The organism is Larkinella sp. VNQ87 (assembly GCF_049445795.1).
GTDB lineage: Bacteria > Bacteroidota > Bacteroidia > Cytophagales > Spirosomataceae > Larkinella.
Map to the genome: position 1 here is coordinate 244,188 of NZ_JBMSDT010000010.1, position 26,477 is coordinate 270,664.

A 26,477-nucleotide genomic window follows, 5' to 3' on the forward strand; every position below is an offset into this window, starting at 1 on the left:
AAATCGAAAGATTTAAAACCGGAAAGTACCTTTTTATCGGATTTCTAAAACTTTTAAGTTAACGACATAAGATTTACGGTTAATTGGCTTAGCCCAATAAACGGATATACACAAACGGTTTTTGGGCATTGGTATCCGGGCACCTAAAACCGGCCCGTTGGCTGTTTTTGAGTTTATTCGGCTACCGGCGGAGGGCTGACGGCCGTCCAGCCGCCATCGACAACCAGACTCTGGCCCGTGATATGCCTTGACTGGGGAGCCACCAGAAACAGGGCGGCATTCGCAATATCCTCGACGGTCGCCGGGCGGCCCATTGGCGTGATGCGCGACCAGATTGGCACGTAGGTCGGATCGTCCAGGGTCCGTTCGGTTTGTGTCGCGCCGGGAGCTACCGCGTTGATATTGATCCCATACGGCGACAAATCCAGCACCAGATTTTTGGCTAACATCTCCAAGGCGGCTTTCGTCATGGCGTAAGCCGCCAGACCCGGATGTGCCTGATGGCCCACGACCGACGACATCAACAGAATACTACCACCTTCACGCTGGGTGCGCATCTGCCGGGTAGCCAACTGGGTCAGAAAAAAACTACCCCGCAGGTTCAGATCAACCACTTTCTGGAAAGCATCGGGCTGATAGTCAAAAAAATCGCCAAAAATGGTAATCCCGGCATTGGCCACTACGATGGTTAATTTACCGAATTCAGCGACGGCCCGGTCGACCAGCTTCTGGATGAACGTCACGTCGGAAACATCGCCCGCACAGGCCACGCAACGGCCACCCTCCTGCCGGATGGCTGCGGCTGCCCGCTCGGCCAGGGATTCGTCAAGGTCATTGAGCAGAACAGATGCGCCCTGCCGGGCCAGTTCGCGGGCAATGGCGAATCCAATGCCGATCCCCGCACCGGTTACAACAGCAGTCTGGGTTTGGAAATTCATGAAATAAAACAATTGGCGGAAACAACTGGCACAAAGATGTTCCAAATTTGAAAACTTTGACAACGTTTCGTGCAAAACAGGGCTTTCGGTTACACAATTCTGCTCTTTGCAGTGTCACGGTGAGCAGGTATACTTTCTCTTTGCATCCCGATATCGTTCAAAAACCGTAACTTTAGGAAAACTTTGAACGTTTGGCCTCTTGATGGCCTTGCTCATGATTCACCCGTCTCTCCGACGACTTACTTCGTTCTTTTCCCGCTGGGAACTTGGGTACCATCTGTTGATGATGCCCGTGCTGTTTCCAATTGGTAACTACTACTTTATCGGTCCCCGTTATTTCGAAGAAGGAGATACATTTCTGCTGGGGACGGCTCTTATCTTTGTTCTGTACTGGTTTTCGGTTATTACGTTGACCCTGGCGGTCCGTGGAGTCATTCGCCGGTATCCGGGGGCTCACCAATCGACGCTCCGGACGCTGGTGATGGTGGCGCTGGTTGGGTTGCTGACAGTCGGGTTGGCCGGGCTGGATGTGTACACTTACAGTCTTTTTCCGGATCTGGGCGTTCCGTTTTCCTGGAAAACCGTTCAACCCATTCTGGTCCTGGGCCTGGTTTTCGATCTCTGTTTCTGTGTCGCCCTGAATGCCTTTTATACCTATCGTCAATGGTATCTCGACCAAACCGAAAACGAGTTGCTGCGACAAGCCACGCTTCAGCACCAGCTTGATACCCTTAAAATGAAGATTAATCCGCATTTTCTGTTTAATAGCCTGACCTCCCTCTCCTCGCTGATCGGCGAAGACCAGCAGCGAGCCGAAGCGTTTGTCGACCAGCTCTCAAAAGTATACCGGTATCTGCTTCAGGCAAATACGCACCAACACGTCTCGCTTCAGCAGGAACTTGATTTCATAACCAGCTATTCCGACCTGCTCCAAACTCGGTATGGGGCAAGTCTGCGTGTCGAACTAGCTGTCAATGCGGTTTTGGGAGATCACCTGCTTCCTCCGTTAACCCTCCAGACGTTGATCGACAATGCCATCAAACATAACAGCATGAGTGCTGCCAAACCGTTACAAATCCGGATCGAAACCACGCCGGAAAACCGGTTGGTCGTCCGGAATTCCTTACAGCGCAAACCCGTCCGTATGGATTTATCGCAGACCCGGCTGGCCACGCTCATGACAAAATACCGTCAATGGAGTCAGCAGGATGTACAGGTGACCGAAACCGATACTCAGTTCGAGGTTTCACTGCCGTTACTTCCCACCTACCTGCGGCAACAGACTAGTTAGTGATGTACCAGGAAGTAGCCAGAAAAATCCCGCTTCATGGCTTTTTAGCATCAATTCAACCCTGGAATTTGGCAGTTAAACCGTTTGCCCGCATCTACGTGTGCCAAAACCCCTAGCTTTAAGGAGACAGTCGTTCCATGAGATCCGCTTTACGAAACTTACTTCAACGATTTCCCCGGTTGCGGAAGCAAAGCCAATGGCACTTCCTGCTGTTGTTTCCCTGGTTTATTCCGATAATCTCGTATTGGGTAGTCGGCGACCGGTATCTTTCGGACATAAGTACATTTGCACTGGCAACATTGATGAATCTGATCATTGCCAGTTTTTGTCTGCTGACCCTCGATCAGTTGACCCAGTTTGTTGTCAGCCGGTATCCGAACCTGGGCCAGACCTGGCAACGAGTCTGGCGGTTACTACTTGTTTTCATATTGGTGACGCCTTTTTTTATTTTGGGCGGCATTTACCTTTACGATACATTTCACCTGTTTGGCTACCAGCACAACCCCGAAGCAACCAGCCGTATTCTCGCCATAAATTTGATTGCCAACCTGGTCTCGGTCGGAATCGACGAAAGCGTTTACTCCCTCAATCGCTGGCGGGAAAATACCCTGGAAAAAGAACAGTTGAAGAAAATTAACCTGCAAAGTCAGTACGAGAGTCTAAAAAGCCAGGTCAATCCGCACTTTCTGTTCAACAGCCTGAACTCGCTGTCGTCGCTGATTGCCGACGAACCTGATCGGGCCGAAGAATTTGTGGATGAGATGGCGAAAGTGTACCGGTATTTGCTCCAGACCAACGAAGGTGAACTGACGACGCTGGCAACCGAACTGACCTTTATTCAGTCGTATTTCCATTTGCTGAAAACCCGGTATGGGGCCGGTATTCAGTTGGACATCCAGGTAGCCCAGCTGTTCGAACAATACCTGCTCCCGCCCTTGACGCTGCAGATGCTGGTCGAAAACGCCGTGAAGCACAACGTGATTCACCCCAACAAACCGTTGCTGATCGAAATCAAAACCACCAAAGTAGGCCGTCTGGTGGTCCGTAACAATCGCCAGCAAAAAACCGGCCGAATCGCATCGAATCAGGTTGGTCTGACCAACATCGCAGCTAAATACCGCCTGCTTGCCCAAAACGACCCCATCGTAACCGCCGACTCCGAGCATTTTACCGTCGCCCTGCCGCTGATGGAACCGAAAAAAGAGTGATGAGTTAAGAATGAAGAGTGATGAGTTAGCTCCGCAGGAATAGAATGCGTCAGCCAACTCTTAACTCTTCATTCTTAACTCTTCATTTTTCAGGATTGCTGCCTTTTTTCCGATGAGAGGGGCGTTTTTTGGCGTTCATCCGGCGTTTGCGCTGGGCATTCGCAATGCCTTTGCCGGGGTTGTATTCCATCGTTTCGCCCAGGTGCGCCGGGAGCGAGACTTTCGTGACCGGTGTGCCGATTAGGCGTTCGATGGCGGCAAACTTGCGTTGCTCGGTTTCGCTGATGAACGTATAAGCAATTCCGGTGGTTTCGGCCCGGGCCGTGCGACCAATCCGGTGAACATAATCCTCCCCGTCGTGCGGCACATCGTAGTTGATGACCAGGTCGATGTTGTCGATGTCGATCCCGCGCGAGAGAATGTCGGTCGCGACCAGAATGTTGAGTTTCCGACTTCGGAAGGCCAGCAACGCCTGTTCCCGCTCGGCTTGTTCCAGATCCGAGTGAATCGGCTCGGCGGCAAAACCGGCCTGTTTCAACTCCCGGGCCAACTGCTTGACGTTTTCTTTACGCGAACAGAAAATCAGCACCGACGGAAAATTATGCTCTTTCAGCAGGTACTTCACCAGCGCAATCTTCTGTTTCTGGTAAACCACAAACGCTTCCTGCACAATCTTGGCGGGCGGTTTGGAAAGCGAGAGAGTGATCTCTTCCGGCGACCGCAGGATTTTCCGGGCCAGCTCCCGAATTTTGGGCGGCATCGTGGCCGACAACAACAGGCTTTGCCGGTTAGTCGGCAAAAACGAGATGATTTTGACAATGTCGCCATAAAAACCCATGTCGAGCATCCGGTCGGCTTCATCCAGCACCAGGTACTGCAACTTGTCGATTTTGGCGTACCCCATGTTGAGGTGGCTAATCATCCGGCCTGGCGTGCAAATCACAATGTCGGCCCCGACCGACAGCGCCTGGCGTTCCGTGCTGTAAGAAGCGCCGTCGCCCCCGCCGTACACCGCAATCGAGCTGACGGAGGTGAAGTACGAGAAGCCTTCGAGGTTTTGCGAAATCTGAATGGCCAGTTCGCGGGTCGGGACGATCACCAGCGCTTTGATGTGATCATCGGGCCCGGCAGTGGTAATCTTATTCAGGATCGGAAGCAGGTAGGAAGCGGTTTTGCCCGTACCCGTCTGGGCCGAAACGATAAGGTCTTTTCCTTCCAGAATGAGCGGAATTACCTTTTCCTGAACAAGTGTGGGGGTATCGTAATTCATGGCATCGATCCCTTCCATTAATCGATCATCGAAGCCAAAGTCTGAGAATTTCAAGTTTAATTTCTGTAGGTTTTAGATAGATTTTGGTCAATATAACAACAATACGTGAATTTAAGCAAATTCTTTCCGTGCCCGGCCGGATTTAGCGAGATAAACCGTCCTTCGATTTTACCAGTGAAGGGGCTTCCGGTTTTCGTCTGATTCGTTTATTTTGCCGATTTATCCGACTCGATTCAGCGCGACGCCCCCGAACCGGTTCGAAATAGCTTTCCATATGATCCGTTTCAACAATACGCCGGTTTTTGCCCTTTGGTTTTCCCTTTCGCTGGCCTTCTGGGCTACGGTTTCGGTTTCTGCGCAAAACCCCTATTATCCGCCCCCCGGCCCAGCCTGGGAAACCCGCCTGCCGGAGCAGGTCGGCATGAATGCGGACCGGTTGAAGCAGGCCGTGACTTTCGCTCAACAACAGGAAACGAAACAGATGCCGCCCGATTTTTCGACCCAGGAGGAGATCTTCGGCAGCCTTCTCGGCCCCATTCCCGCCGACCGCGCCCGGACGAACGGCCTGATTCTCCGGCATGGTTACATCGTGGCTGAATGGGGTGAAACCGACCGGCCCGATCCAACGTACAGCGTAGCCAAAAGTTTCCTGTCAACCCTCGTGGGTCTGACTCTCGACCGGGGCCTGATCCGGGATGTACACGATCCGGTGGCGAAATCCATTCAGGACGGTGGTTATGACTCCGACCAAAACCGCCCCATCACCTGGGAACATCACCTCCGGCAAACGAGCGAATGGGAAGGTGAATTGTGGGGCAAAAAGCACGATTTTGTCGGTAAGGAAGCCTACGGGCGCGGAGAACGCAAACCGCGCACCGTGCAGTCGCCGGGTACGTTTTACGAATACAACGACGTGCGGGTCAACCGGCTGGCCCTGTCGCTGCTTCGCTTGTGGAAAAAACCGCTGCCGAACGTGCTGAAAGACGAAATTATGGACCCCATTGGCGCGTCGCACACCTGGCACTATGTTGGCTACCCGAATGCCCGGGTCAACATCGACGGCAAGATGATGTCGTCGGTCAGTGGCGGCACGCGCTGGGGCGGTGGTCTCTGGATCAGCACCCGCGACGAAGCCCGGTTTGGTTACCTGGTGCTGCGAAACGGCCGTTGGCAGGACAAGCAACTCCTGTCGGCCAACTGGCTCAAAGAGTCGGTTCAGCGGGGACCGGTTGGGCCGGATTATGGCTACTTGTGGTGGCTCAACACCGAACAGAAAGCCTGGCCGAGCGCACCAGCCACGAGTTTTGCCGCCATCGGAGCGGGTTCCAACCTCATCTGGATCGATCCGGAACACGATCTGGTGATCGTCTGGCGCTGGCACGACGGCAATCCGGACGAGTTGATCCGGCGCGTCCTGGCCGCTATGAACTAACCCAATACCGCTTTACTCATGTCTACACCCAAACTGGAAGTCTGGCAACGCGGGCCCATCGACGGCATTCCGCTCCTGCTGCAACCCGTCGCTCACGCTTTGTTACAGGCCCGCGAGGAACTCAGTGAAGCCCTGACGCATTTTCCGGCCGATCAACTCTGGCAAAAACCGGCGGGCGTGGCTTCCGTCGGCTTCCATTTGCAGCACCTGACCGGCGTACTCGACCGGCTGTTTACCTACGCCCGCGCTGAACCCCTCTCCCAACCCCAGCGCGACTGGCTGGCGGCCGAAGGAAAACCGTTCGAATCCGAAACGCCGGTTCAGGATTTGCTCAATCGGTTTCATGAACAGGTGGACAAAGCTCTCGACCAATTGAAAGCCACCGACGAGCAAACGCTGACGGACTTCCGGGGCATTGGCCGGGCGCAACTGCCTTCCACGGTTCTCGGTCTGCTGTTCCATGCCGCCGAACACACCCAGCGGCACCTCGGCCAACTCCTCGTCACCGCCCGGGTGGTGGAGGCTGGATAAACTGGATGCTGGCTACTAGATGCCGCAGAGCGGCTGCTTGCTACTGGATATTGGAAGTTTTAACTCATAACTCTTAACTCTTAACTCCTTATGGCTTACACCATACCGGATAATACACGCATCGGCCATGTTCATTTGAAGGTTTCGAACCTGGAGCGGGCGCTGGCGTTCTACTGCGACCTGCTCGGGTTTACGCTGGTCACCACATATGGCAAAGATGCCGCCTTTATTTCGGCGGGGGGGTACCACCACCACATCGGGCTGAACACCTGGTACAGCAAGGATGCGCCCCCGGCCCCGGTTCGGAGCGCGGGCTTGTTTCATACGGCCATTCTGTACCCTACGCGCCGGGATTTGTCGGTCGCCTTTCGCCGGTTGGTCGAAGCGAATTACGGCATCACCGGGGCTTCGGACCACGGTGTTTCGGAAGCCATCTACCTGAACGATCCTGACCAGAACGGTGTCGAACTGTACTGGGACCGGCCGCGTGAGCAATGGCCGCAAAAACCGGATGGTTCGCTGGAAATGTACACCCGGCCGCTGGATCTGGAAGTGCTGTTGCAGGAATCGGCCTGACTTCCAAACCTGCGTATCCGACCGGTTTTTAGCGCTTCGCCCGCAAATACTGCGACGGCCAGGTGATTTCGGCATCAAGCGCCTGGGCGGCATGCAGCGGGAAATACGGGTCGCGCAAGAGTTCTCGGGCCATCAGCACCAGATCAGCCTGACCGTCGGCGATGATGGCATTGGCCTGTTCGGGCGTGGTGATCAGGCCGACGGCTCCGGTCAGAATCCCGGTTTCCTTCCTGATTTTTTCGGCAAATGGCACCTGATAACCGGGTCCAATCGGAATCTTCGCACCGGCCACATTCCCACCCGTGGAGCAGTCGATCAGGTCGACACCTTTTTGTTTCAATTGGGTGGCCAGGGCCGAGGCATCGTCGGGCGTCCAGCCGCCTTCGGTCCAGTCGGTAGCGGAAACACGCACAAATATCGGATATTCTTCCGGCCACACGGTTTGAATCCGCTCGATGATTTCACGCAGAAATCGCGTCCGGTTTTCGAATGAACCGCCGTACTGATCGGTTCGTTGATTGCTCAGGGGCGACAGAAACTGGTGAATCAGGTAGCCGTGGGCGGCATGAATTTCAATCACTTTAAAACCGGCTTCCAGCGACCGCCGGGCCGCAGCCGTAAAGTCGGCAATCACCTTCTCAATACCTTCTGCATCCAGTTCCAGCGGCTCGGGTTCGGCCGGGATAAAGGGAACCGGACTTGGACTTACCGTTTGCCAACCACGTGGAGCCTCCGGCGTGATGATCTTTCCGCCATCCCAGGGCCGGGTATGGCTCGCCTTCCGGCCGGCATGGGCCAGTTGCGTCCCCGCTACGGCGCCCCGGGCTTCGATAAAGGCCGTAATCCGTTTCAGAAACGGCAGGTGTTCGTCTTTCCAGATGCCCAGATCGTCGGGCGAAATCCGACCTTCCGGCGAAACCGCAATGGCTTCCGTCAACACGAGGCCCGCTCCGCCCACGGCCCGACTCCCCAGATGAACCAGGTGCCAGTCATTGGCAAAACCGTCTTCGCTGGAGTACTGACACATGGGCGAAACCGCAATCCGGTTTTTGAACGTAATGCTGCGGATGGTGAGTGGGCTAAATAAATCAGGCATAATGTTGTAAATGGGGATAGGTATACTGTAAACCGTATCCTGTAAACCAAGCGTAAACGGTTGGAGTTCGAAAAACCGGTTGAGTTTTCAGATCTCTGTTGGTGCGAAACACGGGTAATCAATCGTGAAACAGGAAAACCGGGCGTTGCAGAATGTCGGGCTGAAGTTCGCTTGCCGACGGTCCGGCGTGCTCTTCGCGACTTCGCAACTGCTGTACTATCGCAATCATTTCATTGCCCAGTCGGCCCTGCTCCTCCACGGTTAAGCGATTAAATTGCTGTTGGCGGACAGTTTCCCACTCGAAAAGCTCGGTTTTGGCATCGTAGATGCCAATCGGTTTTTTATTCTTTTTGGTATACAGCCGACGCAGCGTCTGACGGGCTTCGGCTAACGTTTCGCAGGGAAGCTGGAAATAGGTTTTTCGGAACTGATATAAAACGGAATAACGGCTCATGGTGCTGAAAGTTGGGAGCAGTTGCCAAAACCGGATGCGCTTTGTCTGTAGTCTGCAATAAACGACAACTGCCCGGATGAATAAATACGTTTGGGAAATGAGTCAGCCGATGGTGAATTCGGCAGGCTGACCGGAGGCACAAATTGAATATTTAAGCGAAAGCGGCCTCAACGCTTTTGAAGTCTATGACGCAAACGTATATGTTAATCACCAAACTATCAACATATTCTCCGAAAAATATAGCAAAAACCTTAAATAAGAAAACTAGTCTATTTTATAACTATTTCTATACAAAGCCAGCTCATTCCGCGATTTACGGCCCCTCGATGACTAACCACTGGTAGCTTTCCGGGCCCAGTTCTACGGTCAATTCCACTTCGTAATTGCGGTTCAGCGGGTATTTTTGGGGCTTTCCCTCGCCCACGCGAATTGAAGCGGTTTCCTGTAAGCCTGTGTAATACAGGGGCAATTTGATGGTTCGTCTAATACTGGTTTTCAACGGGTTGTAGAGCATCGCCAGACCTTTTTCGGGCAAAGCCGGATTGACGTGCAGCATACCATCCCAATCCCGGCCATCGGGTCGGCGGAGGTGAATCAGGTCGGAATTGAGAATGAGCCGGTACCGTTTGTACCAATCAATCACCCGGCGGACGGTCTGCTGCGTGGCTTCGGTATCATACAGCCGTGGCCCCCGGTAACAGGCCTGAATCCCGGCCCCGTAATACTGCATCATCAGTTGTTCGTAGTCGCCCAGGTGTTCGCTGAGCGGTTCGAGCACGGCCTCGGGGCCTCCGCCCTGGTACTTGGTCAGCGGCACAAATCCCCAGCCCATCGACGGCGTTTTTTCCCAGGTTCCGTCGTAAATATTCTGCCGGTTGAGCAGCTTCTGCTGGTCGCGAGAGAGGGAAAAATTCACTTCCCGGTAGCCGAGCGCAATCTTATGCGTGCCATCCAGAAAATACCAGTCGGGCGCGTTGATGTACACGCCCTTTTCGTTCAGAAACCGGTACAACCCCTTCTGCATTTCCATCTGCACCCACTGCGAATCATGCAGGCCTTTGTGGCCGGGGTGCTTGACGGATGCACAGACATCGCCCGGATACGGGCCGTCGTGTTCCAGCAAATCAAAACCGGTTTCGGTGATAAATTTCTTCAGCTTGTCCTGATACGCCAGGCCCCAGGCGCTGGCCAGACAAGGTGCATGACCGAAAAAAGCGCCCTTGTCGGGCAAGCCGGTTTTCGGGTCAATCACGTCGGTTTCGTCGTCGATCCGGCGGCTGCTGAAGAGCGAGTAACCACCGAGCAGAATCTTTTTGGAATGCGCATAATCGGCCAGTTCTTTAAACTTCCGAATGTTTTCCGGACTCACGTCTTCCATGTTCAGACCGCTGCCGAAGCTCAGGATGACCATCTCGTACCCGGTTTCGGCGCACTGGTCGATTACGTTCCGAACCACCGCCGGGTCGGTACTGACCAGGTGCATAAAGATCGGATTCTGGGTCGTCCAGGGTGCGATGGTTCGGTAAAACTTCCGCCGGGCCAGGCCATTCCGCTCCCGGTCGTACGAATCCAGCAGCAGTTCATACGAGCGGATGGAGGTGTAGGTCTGATTCGGTTCGAGGTCGATCCCGACGCCTGCTGTGGGGTACACTTCCAGCAAACAGGGTGTTTCGAAATTGTAGTTAACCTGCGAGGTATAAAGCGAGTCGGTTTTCCAGTGGCTGGCCTGGTCCGACAACTCGTACCGCATGGCGTTGTTGAACGCAAAGTTGTTTTCGACATAAATCCGCTGCGGTTTTTTCATCTGGTCGGGCTTGCCCACCACCGCCGACTCCTCTTCCGGCGTCGCCAGCACCTCGCTGACAACCTGGTTGATGCGTAGCGTCCGACCGGTTTTGTTTGCGATTGTCACCCATTTGCAAAGGGTCGGAATGCCGTCGTACTGGGCATAATGCACCACCACCTCCACGCCCTGCAGGGCCGGTTGCTTCGACACGAACGTCAGGCTCAGTTCCTGCCCGGCCGGTTGTTTTGGATTCATCGTCCAGGTCCGGGGCTGCCAGGTAACGGCCGGTTTGAGAGCCGATACCCGAAAGCCTTGGTACTGAAAGTCAGCCGGATTGGCCGTAAAGCCATCGACCCATTCTTCTTTCAGGTACGCATGTTCAGTCTGCCCCTCCAGCCCACCGACCCGGTATTTCTGCCCGTCCAGCACCACCAGGGCTTCGGGCTTCACCGACCGGATAAACTGCTCATTCGTCGTCAGATTCCGGTAATCAATGGTGGCCAGATTGGGCTGCACGCGAAATCGCCGAAGAATGAGTCCATTCGCTAGTACCAGTTCCCGGCCCTGATTGGCCTGAAAAACACCCGCTTTCTGGACAACCGGCGCTAGCAGCCAGTCGCCTTTAACTGCCGTGGGTTGGTAAGCCGGTAAAGGTTGAGCCAACGAAGAGGTGGCCAGTAAACAGACAGGTAGCCAGTTTTTGAAGAACATCGGACGGACGGTTTCGGGTCAGGCGGGAAATTTAGCCGTTTTTTAGCACCCTGCCAATCATTCCTGCCTGACCTTTACTACGTCTCCGATCCGGTTTTGGGCTATTTGCCGATGATTTTGATCAGACTTCCTTTTTCCAGTTTATCGTCCGGACGCAGGCTGTTGAGAACGCCGAGTTCCTCCAGCCGACTGGCGGGCATCCCCAAACTGCCCATGACCTCGCGGAACGTTCCGGCCCGAGGAACTTCCCGGACCAGGACACGGTCGGCTTTACGATTGATTTTCTCCGAATCGGTCAGCGCCCGAAAACTTTCGGCAACGGGTTTGAAGGTCCGAAAGGCGGCCTGAAAATCGCTTGCAGCCGACAGCCCGTGCAGGGCGTAAATGGCGTTGTTATACTGAATCAGCCAGGTACCGATCTGAAGCGTGCTGCGCGGGTCCTGCTGTTGTTGGGGTTGGCCCTGTTGCTGCTGTTGTTTTTGCTGGGAGATGAGCACATACGCTGGATTGCCGTTGATGGTCGTCTTTGCGTTTTCCAGAACGTTTAGGCTCAGTTGCTGCACCAGCGTTTGCGCGGCTTCGTCGAGCGATTTACCTTTCGCCAGCATCAGAATCATGGCCGATTTGCCGTCTTTGGGCGCCATCTGGAACTGGGAAGGTGAATTCTGGTGCTGCCAGCCTTTGGGAACCGGAAACTGAAACCGCAGTTCGGGATGGTAAAATACATCGTTCTCGACAAAACCCTGCCGGGGGTCTTCACCGTACAGAAGCCCGTCGATCATCCGCAGGTACCGCTCCCGTTCGACTTTGAAGTTCCCCTGATTTTGTTGCTGGTAGGCTGTCGCCATTTGCTTCACCTTGGCATTGCGGTCGCCCGGGTCGGGGTGCGTCGACATAAACGTCGGCACGACTTGCCCGGCATTATCCGAAATCCGCTTGATGGTTCCGAAGAAATTCGCCATCTGCTTGGCGTCGTAGCCGATTTTGCTCGAATATTCCACCCCGATTTTATCCGATTCCGATTCATGATCGCGGCTGTATTTCAACAGAAAAAGCCCCAGGCCCTGCTGCAACGCTTCGATGTTCTGCCCAAGTTGCGGCACCAGAATAGCCCCACCGATCATGCCGAGCGTGCCGAGCAACTGGCTGGTTTGCTGGCGGGCGGAATGGCGAGCTGTGATGTGCCCGATTTCGTGCCCCAGGACACCGGCAAACTCGGCTTCGTTATTGAAATGGGCCATGATGCCCCGGGTGAAATAAACGTAACCGCCCGGAACGGCAAAGGCATTGACAACGGGTGAATCGACAATGTAAAACTGGTACGGCAGATCCGGCCGGTGCGAAATCCGCGCCATTGCCTTGCCTTTTTCGTTAATAAACTCATTTAACCTCTTATCTTCATACAGCCCCATGCTGGTAACAACCGAAGGATGGGATTCTTTACCGATGGCGATTTCCTGCTCGGTCGACATCAGCGATAATTCGCGTTTTCCGGTAACCGGGTTGCGGGAACAGGCGGAAAAGCTGAGCAAGGCGCTCCATAAAAGCAGTCGGGTGAACGTACGATTCATGTGCATGACGAGATGGATTTTCAGGAGTTGACTGATTCAACGCGGTTTTGGGCAACCGTTAGTGACCGGTTTTAGTCCTCCTTCCTCCGAAAACCGGTTTTCACTAAAACCGGAAATCCCCCCCATTTTGTTTGCAGGGAATTCTTCAGGCGGTAAATTAGAGTTTTCTGCCATGTAAATTCACGACGAACCCGAAAATATGCACCTACACTTCCCGAAGTGTATCCTGTTTTTTTATGTAAATTCGGTTTCACAAACACCTGACTTATGAAGTTCGTTGTCGCCTGTACGTTGTTATCGCTTCTGGCTTCGGAAGGATTTTCCCAATCCGCTTCCGTCAAAAAAAACGCTGGCCCCGCTCCAGGGAGTGGCTATACGATCAGCGGTTCGTTGAAAAATGCGGCCAATCGAAAGGTGATTTTAACCGAAAACTCTTTCTATAAAACCAAACAGCATTCCGACACGACGACGGCCAATGCCAAAGGACAGTTTTCATTTAAAGGCAAACTCGACGAGGTCGCCTTTTTCGGTCTCAGCGTAGAAGGAAAACCGGGTCGGCAGTTTTTCTATCTCGAAAACTCCCCTATCCGCATAACGGGCAACGCCGATTCCCTTTGGGCCATTCGAATTACGGGCTCTAAAGAGGAAGCCCTTCGGCAGCAACTGGAAAAAATGATGACCGACACCGCCATTGTCAACCGGTACAAACGATCCGAAACGAAGTACGCCAGTGCCCGGGCCACCAACAACGCCCTCGCTATGGAACAGGCCGTTCGGGAGCGCGACGAAGCCGTCCGGCAGGATCAGGTTCGTTTCAAGAAGTTCATTTCAGATCACCCCGACAACGCGGCCAGTGTGAATGTAGTAGGCTTGTTGATGAGCCTGAACGATCTGGCCGGTGCCGACAGCATGCTGACCTTTCTGGAAACGCGGGAAATCGGCCAGTCGATGCAGGCAAAGTTTTTCCGGCAACAGATCGACATTATGAATCGCCTGAATGTAGGTAAAATAGCGCCTGATTTTTCACAGACCGACTCCCTTGGAAAGGAGATCAAGCTCTCATCATTTAAAGGGAAATATGTGCTGATCGATTTCTGGGCAAGTTGGTGCGGTCCGTGCCGGGAGGAGAATCCGAACCTCGTGCAAACTTACGCTACCTTTAAGGACAAAAATTTTACCATATTTTCCGTTTCGCTCGACAATAACCGGCAAAACTGGCTGAACGCGGTCCGGAAAGACAACCTCACCTGGGCGCACGTCAGCGACCTGAAAGGCTGGAAAAACGCGGTTGCCCAACAATACGGCATCAACAGCATCCCGGCCAATTTCTTGCTCGATCCCAGCGGCAAAATCATTGCCCGCAACCTGCGGGGCGCGGAACTGGCGAAGAAAATTCAGGAACTGATTCAATAGTGCCTCCGGGTCGGCCCCGTTTAGTCTATGTAAGTTCGGCCAGCAGGGTACTCTTCATCTTGCGACGAAGTTGGGGAACAAACGGTATGCCCTGCTGATCGAACTCGGTAACCAACCTGTTCAAACACCCTCGGTTGCCAAAGCATTGGCTCCCTATAGCAGTGAATAAAGCTTTCCATAACGCCCCATTGTTGTCGGCGATATTGCCTGGCGCAAGGACAAAGGGGCATGAGTTGGACCGTTCAGTTGGCAGTACAAATCTCATCGCCTAGTTCATTAGGCGCTTAATGTCAAAAACTTAACCAGAGAATAGTCCTTAATTCACGTTAATCCAGATGATACAGGTTATTCAGGGTGATATTACCCAACTATCGGTTGATGCGATTGTCAATGCCGCCAACTCGAGCCTGCTCGGCGGGGGCGGGGTCGATGGCGCGATTCATCGTGCGGCCGGACCCGAACTCCTCGAAGCGTGCCGGGCGTTGAACGGCTGTTCCACCGGCGACGCCAAGCTGACCAAAGGCTACCGGCTACCAGCCCGGTTCGTAATCCACGCGGTCGGACCAATCTGGCGGGGTGGTTATCTGGATGAACCGGGCCTTCTGGCAAGCTGCTACCGCCGGGCGTTGGAAATCGCGACCGAACAGGGCCTGCATACCATAGCCTTTCCCAATATCAGTACCGGTGTGTACGGTTTTCCGAAAGAAAAAGCCTGTGAGATCGCCATAGATACTGTCCAAAGTTACCTGACGAACGAAACCACGTCCATCCGTCAGGTTACGTTTGTGTGTTTTGATGAAGAAAATTACCAGCTTTATGGGCAAAAACTAGCCGAAACGGATTAGCGGCCGAATCGGTACCAGTGCAGTTCGTCAGCCGGTTTTCCCTGCAACCGATCGCGAATTAATTCAGCGGCTGTTACGCTGAACGTGATGCCGTTGCCGCCAAAACCGAGGGCAAAATAACTGTGCGGAAAGTCTGGGTGCTCTCCGATATACGGCAAGCCGTCTTTCGTCTCGCCGAAGGTTCCGGCCCAGGCCAAATCGGGGATGAAGGGTAAATCCGGGTACAATTCGCGTACCTGCTCAGTTAGCATCTCCTGTTTTTTGTCGATGAGCTGGTCACGTAAAACCGCATTTTTGAACGGTTCGTCACCACCGCCCACCAGAATCCGGTTATCGTCCGTCGTCCGCAGGTAGAGATACGGTTTTTGAGTGTCCCACAAGAGCATTGTCCGCAGAGCCGCCGGAAGCTCCGGTATGGGTTCGCTGACGATAGCAAACGTGCTTTTGAGGTTCACTACCTTGTTGGGCAACATTTCCTGCGACTCATACCCGGTGCAGTACACAACATGCCGGGCATCGATCTGCGCCAGATCCGTGGTCAGAACCCGAACGCCGTTCGGATCGTAGTCGGTCGACTGAATTTCCACGTGATCGAAAATCTTAACGCCTTTTTCAGCAGCAGCCTGAAGCAGATCATGCGCGAAATGGTAAGCATCGATTTCAGCCGCGTCGGACGAACAAATGGCGGCATTGGCTGCCAGCCCAAACCGTTTGCTCAGGCTCGGCCGGTTGAACCATTCGACCCGAAACCCGTGCTGACGCCGGGTTTCGTACTCCTGACGAAGAAAATCCTCGTCATCGGGCCGGGCCGCCACATACAGACTTTTTTTCTTGCGGAATCCGGACCGACTTTTCACGGTTTTCACCAGCCGGTCGATTTTTCCAATGGCTTCCAGGCAAGACCGGTACGCTCGAACGGCTCCCTCTTCGCCGATCATCGGGATCAGATCGTGCAGCGCCGTGTCAATTTCGTACTGGAGCATGGCAGTGCTGGCGGCCGTACTCCCCGTAGCGACGTTGCGCTTGTCGATCACAACGGTGTCAAAACCGGCCTGAACGAGGTGATAAGCCATAAGTGCGCCGGTAATGCCGCCCCCCACCACCAGCACCTCACAGGTGAGGGGTTTGCGTAAGGATGGATACGGATTCATCAGGCCGTTTTTCAACAGCCAAAAAGGTTCTTTCGAGTGGACGTTCATGATTGGTGAATAAAAAGACAATTGGCAAAAATTGTTCTATCCTTTTCGCCATTGCTCTTTCCGAAGGTTAACGCTGTGTACAGGCACACGGTTTTGGCATTCAGGCAGTTTACTGAATTTTACCAAAACAGGTGGTCTATTTTGGCGCAAAACACCCTCCCTTTGTCGCCTTCTCCCCTCTCGAACCCGGTTTTTCACGCTACATTTACGGTCATTGAACTCCTAAATTCGACCACTAATGGCTCGTCCTCTTCCGCTCGAAAAACTAGCGAAACCCACCCAACGCGCGCTGGCTGGAGCGGGCATCCACACGCTGGAGCAACTGGCGCAGTATTCGGAAAAAGAATTTTTGCAGTTGCATGGCATTGGGAAAAAAGCACTGCAAGTCCTCAAAACAGCCCTGGCCGAGCAAAATCTCTCCTTTGCCTCTCCGCCCAGGACCTAAATTATATCATTTCCAGGCAGTTGCTCAATGCGCGACCGCGCTCTGAAGCGCCCGGGGCTGGCGGTGATACTGGCGCAAAATGGTCATGATCTTGTGGTGAATGACGGTATTTTCGTACACGCCCCGGAAGTCGAGCGAGTGTGGCCCATAGGCGAAAACCGGCACCATAACGCCCGTATGGTCGTTCGTACTGAAATGCCCATCCACGTACCCCCGCTTCAGATCACCATCGAGCAGCGTCAGCCCGCCGGTTTCGTGGTCGGCCGTCACAACCACGAGCGTCTCGCCGTTCTGGTCGGCAAACCTCAGGGCCTCGCCCACGGCTTTGTCAAAATCGAGCATCTCCTGCACCACATACCGGACATCGTTGGCGTGGCCCCCGTAATCGATCTGAGCCCCCTCGGCCATTACGAAAAACCCGTTCGGATTGCGGCCCAGTTCCGTGAGCGACTTGCGAAGGCTGGTGGTCAGAAAATCCTTTCGGCCCTGCCCGACCGAAACCACGGCCTGATCGTCGAGCAAAACGAAAGGAGCTTTCAGCGTTTCCAGTTGGTCGAACTGGTTGCCTACACCATATCCACGTTGCCGCAGGGTGTCGAGGACTTTTTCTTCCTGAAAAAACCGGTAGCCCCCGCCAATCAGAATTTCAACCGGATTTTGCAAAAAATCAGCGGCAATTTCCCGCTCGAACGACCGGTCGGGCTGGTTACCATAAAACGCAGCCGGGGTGGCATCGGTGATACTTCCGGCGCTGATCAACCCGCTGACCATCTGCCAGGGTTTAATGAGCGTTGGAATGGCGGGCCGCTTTTTCCCCAGCGAATCGACCCCGATGGAACGGTTATTGGTTTTCTCCCCCGTCGCCATCGCTGTCGCTCCGGCCGCCGAATCGGTGATGTAGGTATCAGCCGCACTAGTTCTGGAAAAACCGATGTTCAGCAGTTGGGTGAGGTTCAACTGGCCCTGGTTTGCGGTTATTCCGGCGTAGATTTGGGCGAGTCCCATGCCGTCTCCGATGAGCAGAATAACGTTTTTAACCCGACTCCGGCTGTCGTTGTTCCGAAACGTGGGCTGGTAAACCGGGTGCGCACGTTCGTTCCGGTATTCGGCCGTCGGTCGGCTGTTCAGAAAGTTGGCGAGGTCGGTGATGTGGTCGGAATTGATGTAATCGACGCCCAGGTTCATCAGTGCTTTCCAGGTGTTTACGTTGTCGGGTGTGGCCCAGAACCGCAATTTCTTGCCTTGCTCGTGCGTTTTCCGGATCACCTCCCGAATCTTTTCCCGTTCCGATTTCACAATCAGCCCCTTGCCGTTCCAGCGGGTGTAGTTTAGAAACGACTGGCTGATGAGCCCGATGTGTTTCAATTGCTCACTTGTGTAATCCACCTCCGGTCGACCGTCGAACAGCAGCCAGTCCGGGTAGTTTGTAAACTGGTCGGGTTTTGGCACATTGCCGCTGACGACCACCCGAACCGGTCCGCCGGTCCCGAAGACTTCGGGGTAAACGGAAAGGCTTTTCACCAGCAATGAGAGCGTCGGTTCAGCGGGGGTTTTCAGATCGACCAGCAGTTGAAGCGGCTGAGCGGTTTTTGGGTAAATCTGCCCCTTACCGATCTGAACTTGATGAACAAGGGGTTGAATGTACAGGGTTTCGAAGGTGCGGGACGGATCGATATCCCCGGCGTCGTGCGCTACATACAACGTTCCGTTTTGGGCATGAACGTCCACTTCGATCGAACCAAACGCTTGGTGGTAGGCCTGCCAGAATGGAATTTGTTGTTCGTAATCATTGTGCGAATGCGCCTGTGCGGTCGTGTAGAGCATCTTGGGTTGAGCCAGGGAAGAAAGGGATAAAAAACCGGTCAGCATACCGGTAACAACAAAAAGCTTTTTCATGAATCGGAGTGGGATTCAGCTAAATTCAGTGGGATAAAACGGTTTGGTGTTCTGCAGAAGCCCGATCCGGAATCCACCGTTCGAGTAGGCCCGCCAGAGAAGCCGCAAACGGTAGCACCATTAGCACCCCAATCACGTTAAACAGGACATGGGCATTGGCCAGTTGACGGCCCAGAGGAGCGGAATGACTCAGCCCGTGAACCAGTTCGGTAAAGGGTTCAATCAGCAACAAGCCCGCGACAATTGATGTCAGGTTGAAAAGCAGGTGAAACAGGCCGGTGCGAACGGCGGCTTTCGTTCGGCCGACCGACGCGACCAGCGTATCGGCACAGGTACCCAGTTCGGCCCCCATCATGACGGCAATTCCGGCTTCGAGCGTCAGCAACCCCTGCCCCGCCAGCACCACCGACATACCCACGGTGGCCGACGACGATTGCAGCAACACCGTCACGCCCGCACCGGTCAGGGCTCCGCGCCAGGGTTCGGCCAGGCCTTTCATCCATTCCACCACGGCGGGCAGGTTTTTCAGGGGTTCGACGGCTTCTTCCATCAAAAACAAACCCAGAAACAGCATGCCGAAGCCGAGTATGACCTGTCCCCACTGGGCGAGGGCTTCGCGCCGGGCCAGAATCATCAGGCCGAACCCGACCGCCATCGGTACACCCGACCACTGTCCGATGTCGAACGCGATCAGTTCGCTGGAAAACGTGGTTCCGATGTTGGCACCCAGTACGATCCCGACCGCCTGCCGAAAGGTCAGCGCCTTTGAATTGACAAGCGCAATGGTCATGATGATAACCGCCGAGGAAGAGTCGAGCAGCGTGGTAACCACCATGCCGGTCAGCACGCCCGAAACGACATTTCGGGTGAATTTCCGGAGCCAGTCCTGCATTTTTTCACCGGAAACCGCCTTCAGTCCTTCCGAAAGGTAGTTGAGGGCAAATAAAAAAAGCACCAGACCGGCCAGCACCAGCAATCCAATTTTGACGTAGGGCATCGCGTCCAACGATTAAATGGAAGGGAAGGTACGGCCCGGAGCGCGGAATCGATCGATTGAAAAGGTTATCTTTTTGTTAAAAAAACCGGCAATAGTCCGATGAGCGTCGTCAAGGCGTTTATTTATCCGGGCTCTCCAGAACCTTTCGGATCGCGGGAAGTTCGGCTTCGAGGACTTGCAGGTACTGATTCAGGAGCGGTAACAAGTCGGCCATTGGTTTTTTGTCGGCAATCTGACTTTCGGTGGTCGTGATCAACCGGGCGGCTTCGGTGAGGCCAAACGTCTGGATGACAGCCTTTTGGGTATGAATGAGCCGTTTGATGGCCATCACATCGCCCGCCTGAATAAATTCCCGCAATTGGTCAATTTCGGTCGGGGTCTGCACCAGGAACAAACTCATCATTTCCTGCGCGAATTCCATATCCCCACCGACGGCGTCCAGCAGCGGCTCGACGGTAAACGATGGTTGGGGTGTTGATGAAGGCTTATGGCTCTGCCCCGGAGTGGGAACAGTAGGCAAGTATTTTCGCATGATTCGCTGTAATTCTTCGATTTGGAACGGTTTGGGTATAAAATCATTCATTCCAGCCTGTAAACACTGTTCGCGTTCATTAGCCAGCGCGTGAGCCGTCATGGCGACAATCGGAACCCGGCTCTTCAGCGTATTCCGAATGTGGTACGTTGTGGTGTATCCGTCCATCACCGGCATCTGAATATCCATCAGCACCAGGTCGGCATTTTCGGTTTCCAGCCAGTCGAGTGCTTTCTGCCCATTTTCGGCGACCTGGGCAGTGTACCCCAGCCGGTTCAGGACCTGGAGTGCGAGCCGTTGATTCATCACATTATCTTCCACCACCAGGATTTTTACCTCATGCGGAACGACAACTTTGGAGTTCTCGCTGGTCATTAAGCCTTGATCGACCTGTGGGGGCGCAATTTTGTACGGTATTTCGAGTGTAAACCGCGATCCTACCCCAAGCTGGCTTTCCACCGTCACCCAGCCCCCCTGCATTTCCGTGAGCGATTTGACGATGTTCAGCCCCAAACCGGTACCGCCGTAAAACCGGGTGGTAAAGTCACTGGCCTGTCGGAAGCGTTCGAAAATGTGGGGCAAGATGGCGCTATCCATACCGATGCCGGTATCTTCAACCGTAAACCGCACCCGGACTTCACCGTCGATTTCCTCCCGTTTTTCAATCCGTACGCTGACCCCGCCCTGACGGGTAAATTTGATGGCGTTACTGAGCAGATTAAGCAAAATCTGCGTCAGGCGGGTCGGGTCACCCAACACCACTTCGGGGAGGTCGGAATCTGTCGAGACGCTCAGCATCAGGTTTTTATCCGTAGCCGACGCATCGAGCATCGTCCGGATCGAATCGACCAGCGAGGTGATCGAAAACGGAATGCTTTCGAGGGGCAACATGCCCGCTTCAATCTTTGAAATATCGAGAATATCGTTCACAATCGTCAGCAGGTTTTTGCCCGCCGTCCGAATAAAATCGACAAATTCCTTCTGTTCTTTGCTCAGCGCTGTCGATTCCAGCAGATTTGAAAAGCCCAGGATCGCATTGAGGGGCGTCCGAATTTCGTGGCTCATGTTAGCCAGGAATTGCTTTTCGGTATGGCGGGCGCTCTCGGCCACCTGCTTGGCCTTCGCCAGTTCGACTTCCAGGTTTTTTCGACCGGTAATGTCGTAATGAATACCCATCGAACCGACGACCTGGCCGGTTTCGTCCAGGATCGGCGCCCCGCTGACCAATACCCAGATCCGCGAACCGTCTTTCCGAATCAATTGCAATTCATACGAACTGGCTCCACCCGTTTCCCGGTGCTCCTGTTGGGTTTTCAAATGCTCATTAAACTCCGTCGGCACCAGCAACAAGTCGGCCCTTTGCCCGATCAGTTCCTCCTCGTTGTAGCCAACCATTTGGCAAAATCGGTCGTAGGCGCGTTTTATAACCTGATTTTTATCTACTTCGAGCAGACCCAGTTCCATCCGGTTCATGATGCCCCGGTATTTCTCTTCACTTTTCCGGGTTTCTTCATTGGTCCGGAATGTTTCCGTAATATCGTTGTATTGCCAAAGATGGCCCCGATACTGTCCTTCCAGAAAAATAGGGAAATAATTTCGTTTGAGCGCACGGCCATTGGTCAGCTCAAAAACCTGGTTGACCGCCGTTTGCCGGGCCTGAACAAGCTCCTCCGTCTGGTGAATGAATAGCTGGGAGTCGGTGAAGAGCGTTGGGGAGGGATTAGCCCATTCCAGGTACTTTTTTCCGATCAGGGCATCGGGAGTCAGTGTGATCCCGAACAGGTCGCAATACAATTGATTGACCAGCGCGACGTTACGGTTTTCATCTTCAATCAACAAACCGGTCTGGAGGTTGGCGATGAGCGAGGCTAACCGGGCCTGCGTACTCCGGAATGCATCGTCGTTAATGACCCGTTCGGTAATGTCGCGGGCCACCGCAACCAGTTCCGGCCCGGCTTCTTCTTCGATTCGGCGAACGGTCTGCCCAATCCAGACCGTACGACCATCCTTGGCTCTGACCGGGAACTCGGTATACGTTCCCGACAGCCCTTGTCGAATCATTTTCTGGTAAAAATCGATGAGTGTGGCCCGCCAAGGAGGTAAGACCAGGTTGACAAAGTTGAGACCGATAATTTCCGATTTTGAGTAGCCAAGGCACTGTTCGACCGCCGGATTCACGAAGGTAAAAAAACCGTCGAGGGTGGTTTTGAAGATAATGTCCTGGACCGAGTCCACCAAATGCCGAAACTCACCTTCGCTTTCGGCCGAATCTTGGGTAGCCGATTGACTTTCTTTCAGCAGGTAGAGTTGTCGACGCACCTCCCGAAGTTCCCGTTCTTTTTCTTCCAGAATGGCCTCTGCCTGTTGACGAGCCTGCCGCTCCAGAGCAAGCCGGCGTTCGAGGTCTTCTTGTGGGGACATCATAGAGTCGGGCTGTCATCGCTGAAACCGTCTTAAGTTACTCCCTTCGCAATCAGGTACTTACCATGTCGAACCGTTTTTCAACAAACCGCCTGAGTATTTCCCCTTGCTGTAACTCTAGAACCGGATTAGCTGAGCGTGTCGTTTACGTTGAGTGAAAAATGAACGCGTTGCCAATATAGCAGTAATATCATCCTTTTTCAAGCAACAACTATGCCGTGAGCCGCCAGAATGAACTACTGAATCTGATTAAATTCCGTTAAAACGCAGAAATCCGGCTTTTCAGCCGGATTTCAAAAACCGTGCAATTTTACTTAGTTCATGCTGATTAAGCGGGTGGTTTCAACAACCGGCGTGCTCGTTTGCAGTTTTACGGTTTTTACTTCAGTCATCGAGCCATCCGAGATTTCGACGGTATACTGCCCATCGGCCAATTGTTGCAAATCAAAACGGAGGTTTGCCGACTCGCTGCCTTTCCGCAGCCGTTTTGTTGCGAGGGTGTAGCCGTTGCTATCGATCAATCGGACGTTGACGTTGCTTTCTTTTTCCTTGCGGATGTTCACACCCACTTTCATGCTGTTTGCCATCGGGTAAACTCCCGTTTGGAACGTTGATTTGGGTTTCGCTTTTTCGTCTTTGTTGTCAGTGGCAAATGAAGTTGATGCGGCAAACGTCAGGGCAATTAATGCGGAAGTGAATAGCGTTTTCATACGATTTGTTGTTTACAGGTTCTTTTCTTTGTTGTTTACTGCCATTGTGGCGTTTTGATGAGTCAAAGGTAGTCGACTCTTAAGGTACCTTGCAATACATAGTACTTTAACGGTCGCAAAACCGGTTGAATGGTAAACGAGTGGGATAGGAACACGGATTAGAACGGATTATCCGTCTTAATCCATTTGATCCCTCTAATCCGTGTTCCTATCCCAAAATCCCCAAACTAAAATGTTCGGTTGGACTTGAAGGCTGATATTTTTAAGTAGATACAAACGATATTCGGCTCATTTGTAGGTGATCCAAAGAGAAATCCGGAAATTTGCGACTAATTCTGTTTTTATTCCGCAAAATGACCAGACGTTACCTTGAAATCATGGACACGACGCTGCGCGATGGCGAGCAAACCTCGGGCGTGTCGTTTTCCTCTGCCGAAAAATTGACGATTGCGCAGTTGTTGCTCCAGGAAGTGAGGGTTGACCGGCTCGAAGTGGCCTCGGCCCGGGTTTCGGACGGAGAGTTTCGCGCCGTCAAAAAAATCACCGAATGGGCAGCCGACAACGGTTTTCTTGATAAAATTGAAGTACTGGCTTTTGTCGATGGCGACACCTCCGTCAACTGGATGCTCGAAGCCGGGGCGCAGGTCATGAACCTGCTGACGAAAGGCTCGCTGAATCACCTCGTCCATCAGCTTCGGAAAACACCGGAAGAACATTTTGCGGATATTGAAAAGGTGATTACGCTGGCGCGGACCTGCGGCATTCAATGCAACGTCTACCTGGAAGACTGGAGCAACGGCATGCTGAACTCGCCCGAATACGTCTTTCAGTCTCTCGATTTCCTGACGACGCTGCCCATCGAACGCATTTTGCTGCCCGATACCCTTGGGGTACTCACGCCCGCACAGTCGTATGCATTTGTAAAGCAAATCGTCGACCGCTATCCGTCTTCGCATTTTGATTTTCATGCCCACAACGACTACGACCTGAGCATTGCGAATGTTATGGAAGCCGTGCGGGCGGGCGCACACGGTATTCACCTGACCGTCAATGGCATGGGTGAGCGGGCCGGGAATGCTCCGCTGGCGTCGGCGATTGCGGTTTTAAACGATTTTATGCCCGAGATTGAAACCAGCGTCGATGAGCAGGCGCTGTATGCAGTTAGCAAGCTGGTCGAGACGTTTTCCGGTTTTCGGATTCCGGCCAACAAACCGGTCGTTGGGGAAAATGTGTTTACGCAAACCGCCGGGATACACGCCGATGGTGACAACAAGAAGAACTTGTATTTCAACGACCTGATGCCCGAACGCTTCGGTCGGCAACGGCGGTACGCCCTCGGCAAAACATCCGGTAAAGCCAACATTGAAAAAAATCTGAAGGAACTTGGGCTCCAGCTATCGCCCGAAGATCTCAAAAAAGTCACCCAGCGCATTATCGAACTCGGTGACCGTAAGGAGATGGTGACCCCCGACGACCTGCCGTACATTATTTCGGATGTGCTCGACAGCAATCTGTTTGAAGAGCACGTTGTGATTCAGAATTACGTGCTGACGCACTCGCGCGGATTGCGTCCGTCGGCAACGTTACAGATTAAGATTGGGGACGAAGTATTCGAAGAAAATGCACAAGGCGATGGCCAGTACGATGCCTTCATGAACGCCCTGCGGAAGATATACGCCCGCAAACAAATCGATTTACCTGTCTTGACCGACTACGCCGTCCGGATTCCGCCCGGCGGAAAAACCGATGCCCTCTGCGAAACCATCATTACTTGGATTATCGATAACCGGGAGGTGAAAACGCGCGGTCTCGACTCCGATCAGACGGTTTCGGCCATCCAGGCTACGCAGAAAATGCTCAACCTCATGAATGCCGGTAGCAAACCGGCAACGGTCGATTTGTCGACACGCCTGGTTTTGCAAAGTCCCTGAAAATGGGTCAATCAGTCGTTTTTTTCCAACCATCTGACCGTCTTGGGAGTTAGGTTCTCAGCAATCAACCCTGCATACGGATATGATAACGAAGGAAAGCAAAACAGCCCTGATTACGGGAGCCTCCAGTGGAATCGGCCAGGAGCTGGCCAACTTGTTTGCAAAAGATGGGTACAACCTGGTGTTGGTGGCCCGCAGTACTGACAAGCTCAACGAACTGGGTGGCCGGTTTTGGGATGAGTACGGCGTTGAAACCGTGGTGATCACGAAAGATCTGTCGGAAGAAGATGCCGCCCGCGATGTTTATGAGCAGGTTAAGGCCAAGGATATTAAGGTTGATATTCTGGTCAACGATGCCGGTGTTGGCTTGTACGGCAAGTTTGCCAACGAAACCGATTGGGAAAAAGAAAAAGCGCTGATTCACCTCAACGTGCTGACTACCACGTTGCTAACCAAACTTTTCCTGAACGACATGGTAGCCCGGAATGAAGGTAAAATTCTCAATCTGGCGTCGCTGGCATCGATCACCCCCATGCCGCTGATGGCGGTTTACGCTGCGACTAAGGCCTACGTTTACAACTTCACGCAATCGCTGGTCAACGAACTGAAGGATACGAAGGTGACGGTAACGGCCCTGCTGCCCAACGCCACGGACACGGATTTCTTTAACAAAGCCGGTGCTTCGAATACCAAAGTAACGGAGAACCTGGACGATCCGGCGGTTGTGGCCAAAGATGCCTACAACGCCCTGATGAAAGGCTCGCACAAAGTTATTCCGGGCGGTCTGGGCAACAAAGCGCAGGAAATCATGGCTTACATGGCTCCTCAGGAAATGGTGGCGGGCATGATGCGCAAGACCATGGAGCCGAAAAAAGAACACCCTGCCGAAGAGAACACCCACAAAGCTGCCTGGGCCTGGGGGATCGGCCTGGCTGCGGTTGTGATTGCCGGAGCCGCCGTCGCGCTGGCGTATTCAAACAGCAGTGCTTACGACAAAGCCCGGTATCGGTACAAGGCCGGTAAGCTTAAGTCCGGTGCCGATGCCACCTACGAGGATGTCAAAGATTCCCTGATCAGCGGTCTGAATAGCGTCAAAGATGCGGTTTCGACGGCGAAGGAAGTCGTCGCTAAGGCGAGGGAAACCGTTGCGTCGGCGCTGGCGTAAAGGAGGGGGCTATCTCGTTTCGCTTATTTAACCCGTCAATAAATCCGGTGGTGTAAAAC

Annotated in this window: 21 protein-coding genes; 10 read left to right on the plus strand and 11 right to left on the minus strand. The window is 53.5% G+C overall.

Going from position 1 to position 26,477, the window contains the following annotated elements:
• Positions 1–173: 173 nt before the first annotated feature.
• On the minus strand, positions 174–938 hold the full coding sequence (locus ACO2Q8_RS18955) for an SDR family NAD(P)-dependent oxidoreductase (RefSeq protein ID WP_423346417.1): 765 nt from the start codon (positions 936–938) through the stop codon (positions 174–176).
• Between the two features lie 214 nt (positions 939–1,152).
• Here ACO2Q8_RS18955 and ACO2Q8_RS18960 point away from each other — a divergent pair, with 214 nt between their 5' ends.
• Positions 1,153–2,229 (plus strand): sensor histidine kinase, encoded by a 1,077-nt coding sequence (locus tag ACO2Q8_RS18960; RefSeq protein ID WP_423346418.1) that lies wholly within the window; start codon positions 1,153–1,155, stop codon positions 2,227–2,229.
• A gap of 137 nt (positions 2,230–2,366) precedes the next feature.
• Positions 2,367–3,437: a sensor histidine kinase gene (locus ACO2Q8_RS18965; RefSeq protein ID WP_423346419.1), complete on the plus strand. Its 1,071-nt coding sequence runs from the start codon at positions 2,367–2,369 to the stop codon at positions 3,435–3,437.
• Between the two features lie 82 nt (positions 3,438–3,519).
• Here ACO2Q8_RS18965 and ACO2Q8_RS18970 read toward each other — a convergent pair whose 3' ends face one another.
• A complete protein-coding gene (locus tag ACO2Q8_RS18970; protein WP_423346420.1) occupies positions 3,520–4,761 on the minus strand; it encodes a DEAD/DEAH box helicase in 1,242 nt (413 codons plus the stop codon).
• Between the two features lie 220 nt (positions 4,762–4,981).
• Here ACO2Q8_RS18970 and ACO2Q8_RS18975 point away from each other — a divergent pair, with 220 nt between their 5' ends.
• The 3 genes from ACO2Q8_RS18975 (at position 4,982) to ACO2Q8_RS18985 (ending at position 7,246) form a co-directional block, all read left to right on the plus strand.
• Complete coding sequence (locus ACO2Q8_RS18975; protein WP_423346421.1) at positions 4,982–6,139, plus strand: serine hydrolase domain-containing protein; 1,158 nt, start codon at positions 4,982–4,984, stop codon at positions 6,137–6,139.
• An 18-nt stretch (positions 6,140–6,157) separates the two neighbouring features.
• Entirely contained in the window at positions 6,158–6,670 is a 513-nt protein-coding gene (locus tag ACO2Q8_RS18980) for a DinB family protein (RefSeq protein WP_423346422.1), read from the plus strand.
• A 90-nt stretch (positions 6,671–6,760) separates the two neighbouring features.
• Positions 6,761–7,246 (plus strand): VOC family protein, encoded by a 486-nt coding sequence (locus tag ACO2Q8_RS18985; RefSeq protein ID WP_423346423.1) that lies wholly within the window; start codon positions 6,761–6,763, stop codon positions 7,244–7,246.
• 28 nt (positions 7,247–7,274) lie between these two features.
• On the opposite strand, the gene ACO2Q8_RS18990 is transcribed toward ACO2Q8_RS18985, so the two are convergent.
• The 4 genes from ACO2Q8_RS18990 to ACO2Q8_RS19005 all read right to left on the minus strand — a co-directional run bounded on the left by ACO2Q8_RS18990 (position 7,275) and on the right by ACO2Q8_RS19005 (position 12,870).
• Positions 7,275–8,342, minus strand: coding sequence for an NADH:flavin oxidoreductase/NADH oxidase (locus ACO2Q8_RS18990; protein ID WP_423346424.1), 1,068 nt, complete (start codon positions 8,340–8,342; stop codon positions 7,275–7,277).
• 118 nt (positions 8,343–8,460) lie between these two features.
• Positions 8,461–8,796, minus strand: coding sequence for a hypothetical protein (locus ACO2Q8_RS18995; RefSeq protein ID WP_423346425.1), 336 nt, complete (start codon positions 8,794–8,796; stop codon positions 8,461–8,463).
• 313 nt (positions 8,797–9,109) lie between these two features.
• Positions 9,110–11,293 (minus strand): alpha-galactosidase, encoded by a 2,184-nt coding sequence (locus tag ACO2Q8_RS19000; RefSeq protein ID WP_423346426.1) that lies wholly within the window; start codon positions 11,291–11,293, stop codon positions 9,110–9,112.
• A gap of 101 nt (positions 11,294–11,394) precedes the next feature.
• Positions 11,395–12,870, minus strand: a complete 1,476-nt coding sequence (locus tag ACO2Q8_RS19005; protein ID WP_423346427.1) for a M48 family metalloprotease — start codon at positions 12,868–12,870, stop codon at positions 11,395–11,397.
• A gap of 261 nt (positions 12,871–13,131) precedes the next feature.
• Between ACO2Q8_RS19005 and ACO2Q8_RS19010 the strand changes: the two genes are divergently transcribed.
• Both ACO2Q8_RS19010 and ACO2Q8_RS19015 read left to right on the plus strand, forming a co-directional pair.
• The gene (locus ACO2Q8_RS19010; RefSeq protein ID WP_423346428.1) at positions 13,132–14,277 is read left to right on the plus strand and encodes a redoxin domain-containing protein; all 1,146 of its coding nucleotides are present in this window, start codon (positions 13,132–13,134) and stop codon (positions 14,275–14,277) included.
• A gap of 335 nt (positions 14,278–14,612) precedes the next feature.
• Positions 14,613–15,122: an O-acetyl-ADP-ribose deacetylase gene (locus tag ACO2Q8_RS19015; RefSeq protein ID WP_423346429.1), complete on the plus strand. Its 510-nt coding sequence runs from the start codon at positions 14,613–14,615 to the stop codon at positions 15,120–15,122.
• Here ACO2Q8_RS19015 and ACO2Q8_RS19020 read toward each other — a convergent pair.
• Complete coding sequence (locus ACO2Q8_RS19020; RefSeq protein ID WP_423346430.1) at positions 15,119–16,321, minus strand: NAD(P)/FAD-dependent oxidoreductase; 1,203 nt, start codon at positions 16,319–16,321, stop codon at positions 15,119–15,121. The genes ACO2Q8_RS19015 and ACO2Q8_RS19020 overlap by 4 nt on opposite strands.
• 238 nt (positions 16,322–16,559) lie before the next feature.
• On the opposite strand from ACO2Q8_RS19020, the gene ACO2Q8_RS19025 reads away from it, so the two are divergent.
• Positions 16,560–16,766 (plus strand): helix-hairpin-helix domain-containing protein, encoded by a 207-nt coding sequence (locus tag ACO2Q8_RS19025; protein ID WP_423346431.1) that lies wholly within the window; start codon positions 16,560–16,562, stop codon positions 16,764–16,766.
• A gap of 24 nt (positions 16,767–16,790) precedes the next feature.
• Here the strand turns inward: ACO2Q8_RS19025 and ACO2Q8_RS19030 are convergent, their stop codons facing one another.
• From ACO2Q8_RS19030 to ACO2Q8_RS19045, 4 genes are all read right to left on the minus strand, one after another.
• Positions 16,791–18,662 (minus strand): alkaline phosphatase, encoded by a 1,872-nt coding sequence (locus ACO2Q8_RS19030; RefSeq protein ID WP_423346432.1) that lies wholly within the window; start codon positions 18,660–18,662, stop codon positions 16,791–16,793.
• A gap of 25 nt (positions 18,663–18,687) precedes the next feature.
• Complete coding sequence (locus tag ACO2Q8_RS19035; protein ID WP_423346433.1) at positions 18,688–19,659, minus strand: Na/Pi cotransporter family protein; 972 nt, start codon at positions 19,657–19,659, stop codon at positions 18,688–18,690.
• A 118-nt stretch (positions 19,660–19,777) separates the two neighbouring features.
• A complete protein-coding gene (locus tag ACO2Q8_RS19040) occupies positions 19,778–22,615 on the minus strand; it encodes a PAS domain S-box protein (RefSeq protein ID WP_423346434.1) in 2,838 nt (945 codons plus the stop codon).
• Between the two features lie 311 nt (positions 22,616–22,926).
• Positions 22,927–23,322, minus strand: coding sequence for a T9SS type A sorting domain-containing protein (locus ACO2Q8_RS19045; RefSeq protein ID WP_423346435.1), 396 nt, complete (start codon positions 23,320–23,322; stop codon positions 22,927–22,929).
• Positions 23,323–23,675: 353 nt separating this feature from the next.
• On the opposite strand from ACO2Q8_RS19045, the gene ACO2Q8_RS19050 reads away from it, so the two are divergent.
• Positions 23,676–25,253, plus strand: coding sequence for an alpha-isopropylmalate synthase regulatory domain-containing protein (locus tag ACO2Q8_RS19050; RefSeq protein ID WP_423346436.1), 1,578 nt, complete (start codon positions 23,676–23,678; stop codon positions 25,251–25,253).
• A gap of 82 nt (positions 25,254–25,335) precedes the next feature.
• On the plus strand, positions 25,336–26,418 hold the full coding sequence (locus tag ACO2Q8_RS19055; protein WP_423346437.1) for an SDR family NAD(P)-dependent oxidoreductase: 1,083 nt from the start codon (positions 25,336–25,338) through the stop codon (positions 26,416–26,418).
• Positions 26,419–26,477 lie beyond the last annotated feature (59 nt).